Origin of the sequence: Microbulbifer pacificus (assembly GCF_002959965.1) — a bacterium.
GTDB classification, from domain to species: Bacteria; Pseudomonadota; Gammaproteobacteria; order Pseudomonadales; family Cellvibrionaceae; genus Microbulbifer; species Microbulbifer pacificus_A.
This window is the reverse complement of the sequence record NZ_PREV01000026.1, coordinates 137,563-152,046: the sequence shown is the minus strand read 5'-3', so window position 1 is coordinate 152,046 and position 14,484 is coordinate 137,563. Positions and strand designations below refer to the sequence as shown.

Here is a 14,484-nt window from a genome sequence, read left to right as displayed (position 1 = left end):
CCGTTCTTTTGCGCCTTTTCTTGCGGATGGGAAGTGAGACCCTTCTCTCAAATTGAATATTTTTTCGGCTTGCAGATGGAATTACCCAGCGGGCGGGTTGCACCGCTTGTTGGTACATTCTAACTTTTGATTGGCGATCTTTTTGGTAGTTTTTTTCGCCATGACCTGACAGGTTTTGAAGTTGGGTGGTTATACAACCTGTTGGGCCGCCTACCTGATCAAGCGCAGATGGTGATTTATGTCATTTGTCGGAATGGTCAAAGCTGAAAAAGAAAAAGGATAACAAGATGCTCAAAAATGTAACCGCGGTAATCCTCACCTGCCTGGGAATATTCCTCGCTGTACCGGGTTTTGCTTTCGACTGCTCGGGCTTGCCAGAGTGGAGCCGGCAGACCAGCTACCAGGCCGGGGATCAGGTGCAGCTCAATGGCACCGCTTATGAAGCCATTGCGCCTGCCACCACCAAGAACCAGCCGACCAAAGGTGATCCCTGGGTTGTTCTGGGTGCCTGTGACACCGGCGGCTCATCGTCCAGCTCGGGGGGCAGCTCCTCTTCCTCGTCCTCCGGATCTTCCGGTGGCTCCTCCTCCGGAGGCAGCGGCACGCCGATGTCCATTTATGGTGTCTGGCACTGTGGTAACCACTACTGTGACTGGAGCCAGCCGAGGGACACCGCGCCGGGCGCCGAGTTTGATCAGGCCAACCATTGGATCATCGATCGCGGGGATGGAACGCCATCGGTCAATCTGGTGATACTGAGTTTCCTGGAACCCATGAAACTGTTGAACCAGACCACCGATGAGAATTTCCTGAATGGTATTCCGCGGGGAATGACCAGTGACGTGGTCGATTATTTCAAGGCGCACGGTATCCGGGTGATGGTGTCCATGGGGGGGCTGACCTACACCGATGCCTGGGATACTGCGCTTGTTACTGATGCCGAAGGCCTGGCCATGGCCTCACATCAGGCGGTACTGGATCTGGGGTTGGACGGGTTTGAGATCGACTGGGAAAACGGCACACCAAGTGCCGATCAGCTCGCCGGCATCGAGACCTTTATCGATACCTATCGCTCTCTGAGTGGCGGTGGTGTCCTGACGATGGATCTCGCGGTAGGTAATCGCTATCTGCAGGAGCTGAGCCGCCGCGCTTCCGCGGATTGGCTGCCGAACGGCAAACTTGATTACATCAATGCCATGGTACCCCGCGGCGAGCCCACTACCGATCAGTGGCAGGAGCACGTGGACGGCAAGTTCAATTACAACCCGCCGATTCTCCCCAAGGCTCCGGCCAAGGTGGCAGTGAGCATGTGGTTGACCGATGGCAATCAACCCAATGAAAACTGTGTGGATTTCCTCAACTCCACCCAGTTGGCGAAGGGCGAATTTGTGCAGAACGTTCAGCCCAACGGTGCCGGCAGCAGTAATGGCTTTTTGGGGTACATGTTCTGGGCTGCCGAGTGCCCATCCACCCGCAACGCCTGTACGCTGCCGCCCAACAGTTGTGAGAGCGGAATGGGGACCGGTGCGGAGTACTTTGACATTCCTATTCCGATCGGCACCCTGCGCCAGGATTGATGGGCGTTGGTCAGATCTGTCAGAGTGCCGAATTAGGTGGACTAGCCTGTTTTCGGTAAACTGACACCCTTCGTACGGGGATGGCTGCAATGGCTGTCCCCGTCTGCATTTCAGATGATTTGAATCTGTCGCCGATGTGGCGATATTGCTGTTCTCTACCCGGAGTTTCCCCCCATGCCCCAGTCCTGGCGCCGCCCCGAAATTCTGCTGCTGCTGTTGGCACTTGCCATGCCTTTGTCTTTCGGCGTTTGGCAGGCGCTGCTGAACAATTTCGTGATTGAACGGGCTCAGTTCACTGGAGCGGAAATCGGGCTGCTGCAGAGTGTGCGGGAAATTCCCGGCTTTCTCGCCTTTACCGTGGTGTTTGTGCTGCTGCTGGTACGTGAACAGCGGCTTGCATTCATCTCCCTTATCGCCACCGGCGCCGGTGTGGCGATTACCGGCTACTTTCCCTCCACACTCGGCCTGCTGTGTACCACGCTGCTGATGTCCATCGGGTTTCACTATTACGAAGCCCTGAAAACATCCCTGGCGCTGCAGTGGCTGCCGAAGGAAACGTCGGCCATATGGCTGGGGCGGATCATGGCCGCCGGATCGTTTGCCTCGCTCGCGGCCTATGGCCTGGTGTGGCTTGCGGCGAAAAAACTACAACTGGACTACACCTGGATCTACCTGATTGGAGGTGGACTCACGGTACTGCTGGTGTCCGCGCTGTGGTTTGCGTTTCCCGCGTTTCCTCAGCCCCATGTGCAGCACAAGAAAATCATCCTGCGTAAACGCTACTGGCTCTATTACGCGCTCACCTTCATGAGCGGTGCGCGCCGCCAGATCTTTGTGGTGTTCGCGGGCTTTTTGATGGTGGAAAAATTCGGTTACAGCGTGGCGGAAGTGGCGCAGTTGTTTATCGTCAATCACCTGCTGAATCTGTACCTGGCACCCAAGATTGGCCGGTTTATTGTGCGCTTTGGCGAGCGTCGTGCGCTGACGGTGGAGTATATCGGGCTGATTGTCGTGTTTGGCGGTTACGCACTGGTAGAGACCGCCACCGCCGCGGCGGCCCTCTACATTGTCGATCACCTGTTCTTCTCCATGGCGATTGCCATCAAGACTTATTTTCAGAAAATTGTCGATGAGCGGGACATTGCCTCTTCCGCTGCCGTGAGTTTCACCATCAATCATATTGCCGCAGTGATTATCCCTGTGGCGTTTGGCCTGCTGTGGCTGGTATCTCCAGCGGCGGTGTTCTGGTGCGGCGCCTTCATGGCCGCGGGCTCACTGCTGTTAGCGCAGAATATTCCGGCGTTGCCTGCCGCCGGCAATGAGGTGCGCTGGGGCAAAGTCTCCGCGCCTGGTGTCACGGCATAAACGAAGTGGTTTTCGGGGGATTGCTTGGGTTTTCTTCATGAACTTCGCGCTTATCTCGGCATCGAGCGCAACAACACCAGTCACCGCGAAAAACTCATTTCCGCGCTGGGTGCCGCACTGGCTATTGCCTGTGTGTTCTGGGCGACACAGCGCGCGTTGAGCGCAGGGCTGATCGACATATCCACCAGCTTTTTCCTCATCGCCTCCATGGGCGCCAGTGCTGTGCTGTTGTTCGCGGTACCCCACGGTGCGCTGTCGCAACCATGGGCTCTGGTAGGCGGGCATCTGGTTTCCGCGCTGATCGGGGTGATCTGCCACAAGCTGATTGAGCACCAGACGCTCGCGGCGGGGCTTGCGGTGGGCGGTGCGGTTGCGACCATGTACTACCTGCGTTGCATTCATCCGCCCGGCGGCGCCACCGCGCTCACCGCCGTCACCGGAGGCGATGCGGTGTACCAGCTGGGTTTTGATTTCCTGCTGGTGCCGATTCTTACCAACGTGCTGCTGATTCTGTTGGTGGCGGTGTTGTTCAACAGCCTGTTTGCCTGGCGACGCTATCCTGTGCATCTGGGGCGGCGAGCGAAACCGGCGGTTGTCGCGGAACCCTCTCACCGGGAAACAGAAATCACCCAGGAAGATTTTGCCGCGGCCATTCAGGAGCAGGATTCGTTCGTGGATATCACCGCGGAAGGTTTGACTGAGCTGCTGGAGCTGGCCAAGCAGCATGCGGAGCGCAATGTAGTGCATCCGAAAGAAATCGTGGCCGGGCGCTGTTACAGCAACGGCAAGTTGGGGCGCTTGTGGAGTGTGCGCCAGGTCGTCGATGAGTCCGGCGAACCACCTCCGGTACAGGACCGGGTGATCTACAAGGTGTTGGCTGGCGACGGCGCCTACGATACCGGTATCTGCCTGCGGGATGATTTCCGCCGTTGGGCGCGCTTCGAAGTGACCCTGAAAAATGGCCACTGGGTAAAGTCCGCCGAAAGTATCGACGAAGAGCATCTGAAATAAGTTCGCGGGTTGTTAATCGCCGAGAACTATCCGAGAAGGTGCCGATATCGGCACCGCCACCGAACCAATTTTCTCTCGTTCACCACCGATTACTGATCCACATGGTCTGGTAGGGATCGAGGGTTACCGTGGCCAGCATATCGTCGAACATGGCGTTGCTTACCAGATCCTTCCATTGGTCGGTACCGATCAGATTGATGGCATTGAGCGAGACTGTCTGCGTCTGGTCGGAGATATTGTTGAGGCAGAAAATACTCTGACGCCGGTCCTGACTCTGGCGCCAGAAGGCGAAGATCTGGTCGCCAAGATGCAGGGTGAACTGGGTGGCGTTGGGGTGGAAGGCCGGCTGTTCGCGGCGCAGCTGGATCAGCCGGCGCAGCTGGTGAAAAACCCGGTGATGGTGACTGCTCTGATCCGCCAGCTTTTCGTTCAGTTCCTGTTCCTGCCACTGGCGGCGGTTGATGGCGCGGTTGTGGCCGTGTTCTTTCATGCGCTCGTAATCGTTGGTGGTACCCACCAGACTGTGCAGATAGAACGCCGGGATGCCTTCCAGTGCGAGCATGATGGCGTGCGCGCAGATAAAACGCGGTAACTGCCATTCGTCTTCCCCCGCGGTGGTGCCCTTCAACGCGTCGATCAGTGAAATATTGATTTCGTAAGGTTTGCTGCTGCCGTCGTCCAGTGCGCGCCAGGAAATCTGTCCGCCGAAGTTTTCCATGGTCTGGATCAGTGCTTCCTGTTCACTGTCGTCCAACAATCCCTCCACCGGACGCAGACCGATGCCGTCATGGGAGGCGATAAAATTGAAATAGGTGGTGCCGTTCTGGGCCGGCGGCATGCTCATCAGCCAGTTCTTCAGGTAGCGGCAATTGCCGGCCACCAGGGTGTACACCAGCAGCGGTGGCAGTGAGAAGTTGTAGATGCAGTGCGCCTCGTTGGCGTTGCCGAAGTACGACAGGTTTTCCCGGTTGGGGATATTGGTTTCGGTAATGATCACTGCGTTGGGATTGGCGTGTTCGACAAGAGTGCGCAGCAGGCGCACGATCTCATGGGTTTCCGCCAGGTTCAGGCAGTTGGTACCGAGTGTTTTCCAGATAAAGGCCACCGCATCGAGACGGAAGATCCGCACACCCATGTCCAGATACAGGCGGATGATGTCGACGATTTTTGCCAGCACTTTCGGGTTGGAGAAATTGAGGTCGATCTGGTCGTGACCGAAGGTGCACCACACATGTTTGGTGCCAGTGGGGGTGTCGGTGGCGCGCAGCAGCGGCGTCACCCGCGGGCGAACCACCCTGCTGAGGTCTTCATTCGGGTCCACCTCCACAAAAAAATCGCTACCGGGATCGGTCCCTTCCTGGTAGTTGATGAACCAGTCATGCTGCGCTGAGCAGTGGTTGATCACGAGATCCGCCATCAGGTGAAAATCGGTGCTGATGCGCAGGATATCGCTCCAGTCTCCCAGATTCGGATCGACCTGTTTGTAGGCGGAGACCGCAAAGCCATCGTCACTGGTGTAGGGGAAAAACGGCAGGATGTGCACGGTATTGATCAGCATCGGGAAGTGGGCCTGCAGGAAGTGATGCAGGGTTTTCAGCGGTGGCTGATTGTCGTTGAGAATGCTGTTGCCGTAAGTGATGACCGCGATATCTGTCTGGTCCCAGAGGTTTTTATGCGCGAGGGGGCTCTGACAGTCTTCATCCAGTCGCATAAGACGAATCAATTCAAAGGCAATGGGCTCCACTTCCATCTGCGGATAGATGAAACGAAGATGGTCCACCACCTTCTGGTGCAGTACCTCCTCGATCGGCAGTGATGCACTGTTCTGGTTCATGGTCTCCCCCGGTCGGTCCTATATTTGTTTTTACGTTAGTCAAGCAACACGGATCAGACGTTGTACTCCTCGTAATCCTCCTCCACGGCTTGATGCAGCTGCTGCAAAAAGCCGGGCTCGGCACTGGTGATGCGGTTCCAGCTGGGGATGAAAGGGGTCTCCATCGGGTTTTCCAGAAAGGCCTGGCCCGCTTTCACCAGATTGCTGGCGAACAGCTCCACCGTCTGTTCTTCCTTGTGAATATCAAAATTCAGGCCATTGATGATGGCATCGTTGCGATAGGTCTCGACAAAATCCAGCGCGACACGGAAATAGGTCGCCTTGATGCTGCGGAAGGTTTCCGACGAGAACACTGTGCCCTGGGTGGCAAGTTTGCGGAAAAAGGATTTGGCGATATCGATAGACATCTTCGACAGGCCGCAGTGTTCGTCGTCGAAGGAGACATCCTGGTGCTTGTGGTCATAGGCGTGAGCGATGTCCACCTGGCACAGGCGATTGGTGGAGTAATTACGATGCATTTCCGACAGTACCCCGATCTCCAGCCCCCAGTCGCTGGGAATGCGCAGGTCGTTGATCACATCGCGACGGAAGGAAAACTCTCCGGCGAGGGAATAGCGGAAGCTGTCCATATATTCGAGATACGCGGTGTGGCCGTAGATTTTTTTGAGGGTGCGAATCAGGGGGGTTACCAGTAAGCGGCACACGCGGCCATTGATTTTTCCGTTGGCGACACGGGAGTAATACCCTTTGCAAAACTCGTAGTTGAAGTTGGGGTTGGCCACCGGGTAGAACAGGCGCGCCAGCATCATGCGGTCGTAAGTCACAATATCGCAGTCGTGCAGGGCGATGGCCTCCCCGCGGCGCGAGGCGAGAATGTAACCCAGGCAGTACCACACATTGCGCCCCTTGCCGGCTTCCGTGGGCGCGATACCGTCGCGCTGCAGCTGCGCGTCCAGTTCGCGCAGGCGCGGGCCGTCGTTCCACAATACGCGCACATGTTGTGGCAATACGCTGAACTGTTTGAGGGCATCGCGGTACTGGGATTCATCGGCGCGGTCGAGGCCGATTACGATTTCCGACAGGTAGGGTACCTCGGCGAGAATCTCGAGAATACGCGGCAGTGCTTCGCCTTCGAGTTCCGAGTAGAGCGATGGCAGCAGCAGCGACATGGGGCGCTGCTGTGAGAAGCGCAGCAGGTCCGCTTCCATATCCTCAAGGCTGCGGTTGGACAGGTTGTGCAGGGTCGTGATGTCGCCATTCTGGAAAAAGTCGGTCACGTTGTGTTTCCTGTATTGCGTGCATTATTCCAGGTGTTGGGCCTGGCGGGAGAATATTTGCCGTATCGCTTCTGCCCAGCCCTGCGGGCCGGTCTCGCGGCTGATGATGAGATCGCGGTGATTCGCCAGCCTGGGTAGTGGGTGTGCGGGAGAGCGCACCAGGACGGCAATATCCGCCGCCTTGAGCATATCCAGATCGTTGGGACCGTCGCCGCTGGCAATCAGGCGACACTCTCGATTGCTGGTGTGCTGGTAGAGTTTTTTCAGCAGAGTGGTTGCCGCGCCCTTGTCGGTCTGGCCGATAACATGCAGGAAACGCCCGCCCTGCAGGGTGGCAAATCCGGCGGCATTGGCGCGGGCGATAAACGCGAGCTTCTGCGCTTCATCGCCCAGCCACAGCAGCGGCTCAGAGTAATCTCGCTGGTTCGCCTTTTCTGCCTCCGCGAGCGTGAGGCCGGTGGCGGCGACAATTTCCGCGGGCGATGCGGCGGCAAAGTTGAGGTAGGTGGCGCCGTGGCTGGCGCGGTCCCTGTGCAGGAAGTCGAGAATATCGCGCCGCGCCGCGCCGGGCTCAACGATCCAGTAGCCTGATTCTTCCCGGGCGTGCTCAGGTTTCCGTGGGAAGTAGCCCTGCGGGATGAAAATCGCCGAGCCATTTTCGACAATAAACGGGTGGCGGTTGTGCAGGGATTGTCGCAGCGACAGCATTTCATCGCGGGTTTTACTGCTGTTGAGGATGACCGGGATTCCGGCCGCCTCGAGCGCGTGCAGCGTGCTGTCAGCTGCGCCGTGGGAATAGGTGAAATGGTCGAGAAGTGTACCGTCCAGGTCTGTGGCGATTAGCCATTGCACCTGTGACTGCATTGTCTGCGTCATTCGGACTCGCGGGCTGATTCATCGGGTGACGCTGCGAAACTGTGCGTCTTTTCGGTTAGGTAATCCAAAAATAGTGCCAGTCGCGGGAAAGTGAGCCACGGCGGTGCCTGCGCTGGTCGGATTGGCGCCCGGTTATTGTTCTCGTGCCCCGGTGTGGGGAGCTGGTTGGAGAAAGCAATCTCGTGTGCACCGGATTGGTGCTCTTGGTGGCCGGGTAGATTCGGCCAGACGGGGAAAAGAAGGGAATCCGATAAAACATGCTGCCGGCGTAAGGCCGGCAGCACAGGTCGGTGATCAGTTGGCGCGGACCCAGGTGCCGTCTTGACGTCGGCAGGCAACGCCCTGGGTGCTGCGGGAGTCACCGCTGACATCATAGGCCGCGGTAAAGGTGCGGCAGTATTGATCACCGCGTTGTTCCACCGCGCCGGGAATAACGGTGTAGTTCTCGCCGCCCTGTGCATTCTGCCAGCGGATACTCTCGCCCTCCGGGGAGAACTCCAGCGCCTGGGCCAGACAGGCCTGATTGCGCTGATCCATGCGGCGGCCCACTTCGCCACCGATCAGCACACCGGCGATGGCGCCGCCAATGGTCGCTGCGGTGTTGCCGCGGCCGTCACCGATCTGGTGGCCGATTACGCCACCGATCAAACCGCCCAATACACTGCCCACTTTGTCGCTATTGCAACTGGTGGCGGACGTCTGTGTGGTGGGGCGCCACTCCGGGCGGTACTCCGGTTCCGGGGCTTGCTGGTTGAACCAGGGCGGTAATACGACGACGCGCACCGGGCGATCGTGGTGGTGATGGTGGTCAGCATGACGCGGTGCCTTGCAGGTGCTTTCCTCCTTGTAGTCGCCTTTACCGTTCCATTTGCGTTCCACCTTGCAGTTGCCGTCCCAGTACTCTTCTTTGTACTCATGCTTGTGGTGCTTGTCGTTTTTCTTCCAGCCGCGCCCTTCGGGCGGATCGGCGTACAGTGACATGGACAGACTCGCGCACAGCAGGGCGGTGATGGCGGTTGAACGTTGTTTCATTGTTCGGTTCCGGTGACGGTTGCTTATCAATATGGCGGGGATACTACCAATCGCCGTCTGAACCGTAAGTGAATCGGTCTACGTTCTGGATATCGCAGAGGTGTGGAGACTGAGAGGCGATCGAGGGGCGTTCAGGAGGAGGGCGGGCTCTGTCCCACTGACGATGCAGGCATTGCGGTCAGCGGCGACAGAGCCGGGGGCGGTCAGGGTGCGACGCAGCTCATGCAGCGCACATACAACGCGCGCGGATCTCTGAAGGTTTTCAGCTCCGCGAATGGTTGCAGTGCCGGTTGCAGACCGCTGAGCCAGGCACCCAGAGGCAGGTTCTGTTCCACGCTGGCGGCGATCCTCGCATCTACATTTTCCGCCAGTGTGCGCATCAGCTTTTCGCTGGGGCTCAGCTCGCGCTGGATTTCCAGTACCTCGTATTTTTCCAGGTTGGCAATCTGCGCAGCATCCGCGATGGCGTCCTGCAGATTCCCCAGTTCGTCCACCAGCCCCAGTTCGTGGGCCATGCGCCCGGTCCATACCTGGCCCTGGGCGATTTTGTGAATTTCCTGTGGCGTGCTGTGGCGGGCCTCCGCGACGAGGCGCAGGAATTTCGCGTAGGTGTGCTCCACGCCCTGTTGCAGGATATCGGCGGCGGCTTCCGGCAGAGCGCGGTCGAGGCGCATGGTGCCCGCGAGCTCGGTGGTACCGACGCCGTCGTTGTACACACCCAGGTGCTCCAGGGAATCCTCGAAGGTGGGGAAGGCACCGAACACGCCGATGGATCCGGTGATGGTGGAGGGGGATGCCCAGATGCGATCACCACCGGCAGAAATCCAGTAACCACCAGAAGCGGCGACACTGCCCATGGAAATAATCACGGGAATTCCCGCCTCGCGGGTGGCGAGCAGTTCCTGGCGGATGGCCTCGGAGGCGAACGCGGAGCCGCCGGGGCTGTCGATGCGCAGCACCAGGGCTTTCACGTTTTTCTCGCGCGCTTCGGCAATCAGTTTGCCGAGCGTCTCACTGCCAATCTGGCCGGCGGGGGCCTCGCCGTCGACGATGGCACCGGCGGCGCTGATCAGACCGATCTTGTCGATCTTATGGCGTGGGTCCGGCAGGTTGGTCAGCTTGGTGTGGCGGAGGTAATCCATGGCATCGATGGATTTGTACTGGGATTTGTCGTCATTGCTTACACCCACCAGCTCCTGCACTTCGGCGATGGCGGCGCGGCGGGTGAGCAGTTTATCGACGAATTTGTTGGCGAGTGCCGCATCGGCCCAGCTGCCGCCTTCGGCACGCAGCTGTTGGGGCAGGTCGGCGATGTAGTTGTCGATGGATTCCGGTGGCAGATTGCGCAGACCCGTCACCTGCTCGGTGTATTCACTCCACAACTGGCGCAGCCAGCGGCTGTTGTTTTCCCGCGAGGCGGGGGACATGTCGTCGCGGGTGTAGGGTTCGATGAAGTCCTTGTAATCTCCCACGCGGAAGACATGGAAGTTGATTTTCAGTTTATCCAGTGCGCTTTTGTAGTAGTTGCGGTAGCTGCCGAAACCGGTGAGCAGCAGCGAACCCATGGGATTCATGTACACCTTGTCGGCATAGCTGGCGAGAAAGTACTGGCCTTGCGTGAAATTGTCGCCGATGGCGTAGACCGGTTTTTCGCTGGCTTTGAAGCGCTGGATGGCTTCGCCGACTTCTTCGAGTTTGCTGAGGCTGGCACCACCGAGATAGTCCAGCTCCAGTACGAGCGCGGCAATGCGGGTATCGCTGGCGGCGCGGTCGATGGCGTCGACGAGGTCTTTGACGCGGGTTTCCGGCGGCGCGGAGGGACCGCCGAGGAAAGCGGGTACGCCGCTGGGCTGGCTCAGTTCATCGACGAGGTAGCCACCGGGCGCCACCTTGAGCGCGCCGCCCTGGGGGACGGTGATGCGTTCTTCACCGCCAAAAATGACTACGCCGATAAACAGCAGCAGCAACAGAAACAGCAGGTTGGTAAATACCCGGCGCAGCCAGGTGATGGCACCACCGATGGCTCCGAAAAAGCGGCGGATGGGGCCGCGGTGACGTGTTGATTCAGTCAAACCTGAACTCCTTGTTGTCGGTCTGTAACGTTTCTTTTCTGGCCCGGTGGCGACGCCTTCTCGGAAAATTCAACTCTGCAAGCCGATCTGTTAAGTCTTTGCGTTCTGCAATTGCACCTGCCAGCGGCTGGCCATCATTGCGGAAACGAACAGAATAAGGCTGAGGGCGGTCAGGACGCCATGCTGCCAGCCGCGTGTAGGCATCATTACATCGACGATGCCGGCGGTGATATACAACAGCAGAATAAAACACAGCCACAAATAGCTGCGCTGCTGGCGCTTGAGCATACCGGGTAATACCAGCAGCAGTGGGACCGTCTGCAGCAGCCACCACTTTACGTTGCCATCAATGATCAGTGTCTTCACTGCGAACAGTAGCAGAAGGCCGGCGTAGCAGATCCAGTTGAGTGTGCGGGCGATGTCCAGTTTGCGCGCCACCTGTGCGGTGTCGAGGGTTTTGGGTTGTTTTGCCACGTTTACTCTCCCAGCTTCTGTGCCAGCGTGCTGACACGGGCGCCGAGGGCGCGACACAGGGTGATTTCATCGCCGCTGAGTTCACTTGCGCCACCGCTCGCCCAGTGGGAGGCGCCGTACGGGGTTCCTCCTGTGGTGGTGTGCATGAGGGCAGCTTCGGAGTAGGGAATACCGGCGATGAGCATGCCGTGGTGCAGCAGTGGCAGCATCATGGAGATGAGAGTGCTTTCCTGGCCACCATGCAGGCTGCCGGTAGCGGTAAAAACCGCGGCCGGTTTGCCGGTGAGGCTGCCATCGAGCCACATGTCGCTGGTCTGGTCGAGGAAGTGGCGCAGTGGCGCGGCCATATTGCCGAAGCGGGTGGGGCTGCCGAGCAACAGGCCGGCACAGTGGCGCAGGTCATCGGCGCTGCAGTAGGGTGCACCGCTGTCGGGCACTGGCGGCAGGCTGGCTTCCGTATCGGGCGAGACCGGCGGCACGGTACGCAGGCGCGCGCTGAGGCCGGCTTCTTCCACGCCGCGGGCAAGTTCCGCCGCCATTTTGGCGGTGGCGCCACTGCGGCTGTAATAGAGGATGAGTACGTAGGGCTCGGAGGACATGGAAGCGCTCATCAGATCAGTTCCAGCACATTTTCCGGCGGGCGACCGAGCACTGCTGACTTATCCCTGACCACGATCGGGCGCTCGATCAGCTTTGGATTGGCCACCATGGCGGCGATCAGCGCATCCTCCTCCAGGCTGGTGTCGCCGAGATTCAGTTCCCTGTAGGCGTCTTCACCCTTGCGCAGCAGGTCGCGGGCGCTCATGCCGAGTTTTTTCAGCAGGGATTTCAGGGTGGCGGCATCCGGTGGGGTTTCCAGATAGAGCACCACTTCCGGTTCAATCTGGTTGTCTTGCAGCAGTTGCAGGGTCTGGCGGGATTTTGAGCAGCGGGGGTTATGGTAGATCGTCCACATCGAAAGGGTATCCTGTTAAGGTTTGGCGTATTCTAGCAGCCTGCGGTTGGTCGTCTACGCTGAGGTATGGCGCACTATCTGCACAAACTGCACGGTTTTCCCCGCAGGATTCATCGAATAATCCGGCGTTGGCCCGTATATGACAAAACGTATAACAAGCTGAGAAGACCCATGACGGAAATGGTGCATCGCTGGCGTCGCTTCTTCACCTCTTTGTGGACGGTGTTCAACGATAAAAACTGCCGGCAGAACGCCGCTGCACTCACATATATGACACTGTTCGCCATTGTCCCGCTGGTGACGGTGAGCTATGCCATGCTGTCACTGTTTCCGGATTTCGCCGGTCTCGAAAGCAAAATACAGCAGCAGATCTTTTCCCACTTCGTGCCGGAGAGCGGGCGCGAGGTACAGGAGTACATCAACAACTTCTCCGTACAGGCCCAGAGGCTGACCGGTGCCGGTATTGCCATCCTCTTGTTGACCGCTGGCTTCATGCTGAAAAATATCGAGACCACCTTTAACGCCATTTGGGATATTCCCCGGGGGCGCAAGGGGGTTTCCAGTTTTCTGCTGTATTGGGCCATTCTGAGCCTTGGGCCGATTCTGCTCGGCGCCGGCATGGCCGCCACCACGTATCTTTTCTCGCAGAAATTTCTCGCCCAGAACGACAGCCTCGGCCTGTTGCCCGTCGTGCTGCGGGTGTTGCCGTTCATTTTTACCGCGGTCGCGTTCACGCTGCTGTTTGTGGCGGTACCCAATTGTCGGGTGCCGCTTCGGTACGGTCTTGCCGGCGGTGTGATCACTGCGATCGCGTTTGAGGCCGCCAAGTATCTGTTTGGTGCCATCGTATCGCGCAGTTCGGTGCAGGCGATTTATGGTGCTTTTGCCTTTGTGCCGCTGTTTCTGATCTGGATCTATACCCTGTGGATGATCGTACTGGCGGGCTGCGTACTGGTACGGACACTGTCGGCGTATCACGCCGCCGCGCAGGGGCGTAATTATTCGGATCTCGTGGCCACACTGGTGCTGATGTCGAAGTTTTTCAGCAATTACCAGAAGGGCCTGCCGGTGAGCGAGCAGGATATTTCCCGCGCGGGCATCCGCCCGGCACAGTGGCGGCGTATCCGTGAAATCCTCCAGTCCAACAAGGTGATCGCGCAGACCGATCGCAATGACCACGTGCTGGTACGTGATCTGGATTCCATAACCCTGGAGCAGATGCTCGACTGGCTGCACCCGGCGCCGGTACCCGAGAGCGGCCACCGCGAATTGGCGGCGCGCCCCTGGTTCCGGGAAGTGGACGCCCGCTTCCGCGAGGCGCGGGGCTTTTCCCGTGAGCATCTCTCCCAGAGCCTCGGTGACCTGTTCCGCCAGTCCGTGGCAACGGAAATGCTGGAAAAGTCCGTGGAACCGGTGGCGGAGGATGCCAGTAACAACAGTGACAACAATCCAGCCAGCAAGGGAAGCAACCGCAATGCCCGTGTCAAACCTTCGAGCCGCACCGCAAATTCTTAAGCCGGCCGCACGGCGCGTTGCGCTGTTGTGCATTGCAATCTGCTGTGGCGGCTGCGACGGTGTCGATGGTGGGTTGCAGTCCCTCAACGGCGAACCGCTTTCCACTGACGGCAAAATTTTGCTGGTGAATTACTGGGCAGAGTGGTGCGCGCCGTGCCGGGAGGAAATCCCCGAGCTAAACGCCTTCTATCGTGAGCATGGGGAAAAGGTACTGGTACTCGGCGTGAATTTTGATCAGTTGCCGGCGGAGCAGGTCCGGTTGCAGGCGGACAGGTTTGCCATCGAGTTTCCGCTGCTGGCGGCGGCGCCTGAGGGCCGCTGGGGGCAACCCATACCGCAGGTATTGCCCTCCACCTTTATCATCGACACCACCGGGCACTGGCGACGTACCCTGGTGGGCCCGCAGACGGCGGAATCGTTGGCGGCTGCGGTGGCGGAAGTGCAGGATTGAGCGCGAGTGCGGCGGATTTTCCGTTTCACTTCTAGTGCTATAACC

Annotated in this window: 13 protein-coding genes; 5 read left to right on the top strand and 8 right to left on the bottom strand. The window is 58.7% G+C overall.

The features are described from left to right. Positions 1–287 precede the first annotated feature (287 nt). From C3938_RS01270 to C3938_RS01260, 3 genes are all read left to right on the top strand, one after another. Positions 288–1,577 (top strand): carbohydrate-binding protein, encoded by a 1,290-nt coding sequence (locus C3938_RS01270; RefSeq protein ID WP_105101470.1) that lies wholly within the window; start codon positions 288–290, stop codon positions 1,575–1,577. 174 nt (positions 1,578–1,751) lie between these two features. Next, positions 1,752–2,942: an MFS transporter gene (locus C3938_RS01265; protein ID WP_105101469.1), complete on the top strand. Its 1,191-nt coding sequence runs from the start codon at positions 1,752–1,754 to the stop codon at positions 2,940–2,942. A gap of 24 nt (positions 2,943–2,966) precedes the next feature. Further along, positions 2,967–3,953, top strand: a complete 987-nt coding sequence (locus C3938_RS01260; protein ID WP_105101468.1) for an HPP family protein — start codon at positions 2,967–2,969, stop codon at positions 3,951–3,953. A 79-nt stretch (positions 3,954–4,032) separates the two neighbouring features. On the opposite strand, the gene C3938_RS01255 is transcribed toward C3938_RS01260, so the two are convergent. From C3938_RS01255 to arsC, 8 genes are all read right to left on the bottom strand, one after another. Further along, positions 4,033–5,787, bottom strand: coding sequence for a sugar phosphorylase (locus C3938_RS01255; RefSeq protein WP_105101467.1), 1,755 nt, complete (start codon positions 5,785–5,787; stop codon positions 4,033–4,035). A gap of 53 nt (positions 5,788–5,840) precedes the next feature. Further along, complete coding sequence (locus C3938_RS01250; RefSeq protein ID WP_105101466.1) at positions 5,841–7,064, bottom strand: glycosyl transferase; 1,224 nt, start codon at positions 7,062–7,064, stop codon at positions 5,841–5,843. Positions 7,065–7,088: 24 nt separating this feature from the next. Then, a complete protein-coding gene (locus tag C3938_RS01245; protein ID WP_105101465.1) occupies positions 7,089–7,940 on the bottom strand; it encodes an HAD-IIB family hydrolase in 852 nt (283 codons plus the stop codon). A gap of 294 nt (positions 7,941–8,234) precedes the next feature. Beyond that, positions 8,235–8,972: an RT0821/Lpp0805 family surface protein gene (locus C3938_RS01240; RefSeq protein WP_105101464.1), complete on the bottom strand. Its 738-nt coding sequence runs from the start codon at positions 8,970–8,972 to the stop codon at positions 8,235–8,237. 203 nt (positions 8,973–9,175) lie between these two features. Continuing rightward, positions 9,176–11,044: a signal peptide peptidase SppA gene (gene sppA / locus C3938_RS01235; RefSeq protein WP_105101463.1), complete on the bottom strand. Its 1,869-nt coding sequence runs from the start codon at positions 11,042–11,044 to the stop codon at positions 9,176–9,178. A gap of 90 nt (positions 11,045–11,134) precedes the next feature. Next, a complete protein-coding gene (locus tag C3938_RS01230; protein WP_105101462.1) occupies positions 11,135–11,518 on the bottom strand; it encodes a DUF2069 domain-containing protein in 384 nt (127 codons plus the stop codon). A gap of 2 nt (positions 11,519–11,520) precedes the next feature. Then, the gene (gene wrbA, locus C3938_RS01225) at positions 11,521–12,129 is read right to left on the bottom strand and encodes an NAD(P)H:quinone oxidoreductase (RefSeq protein WP_233998578.1); all 609 of its coding nucleotides are present in this window, start codon (positions 12,127–12,129) and stop codon (positions 11,521–11,523) included. Further along, positions 12,129–12,473 (bottom strand): arsenate reductase (glutaredoxin), encoded by a 345-nt coding sequence (gene arsC, locus C3938_RS01220; protein ID WP_105101461.1) that lies wholly within the window; start codon positions 12,471–12,473, stop codon positions 12,129–12,131. Before arsC ends, wrbA begins: the two co-directional genes overlap by 1 nt. Before the next feature lie 171 nt (positions 12,474–12,644). On the opposite strand from arsC, the gene C3938_RS01215 reads away from it, so the two are divergent. Both C3938_RS01215 and C3938_RS01210 read left to right on the top strand, forming a co-directional pair. Beyond that, positions 12,645–13,988, top strand: a complete 1,344-nt coding sequence (locus C3938_RS01215) for a YihY family inner membrane protein (protein WP_105101460.1) — start codon at positions 12,645–12,647, stop codon at positions 13,986–13,988. Beyond that, positions 13,954–14,439, top strand: coding sequence for a TlpA family protein disulfide reductase (locus tag C3938_RS01210; protein ID WP_158681513.1), 486 nt, complete (start codon positions 13,954–13,956; stop codon positions 14,437–14,439). The genes C3938_RS01215 and C3938_RS01210 overlap by 35 nt, the downstream gene beginning before the upstream one ends. The last annotated feature ends 45 nt before the right edge of the window (positions 14,440–14,484 follow it).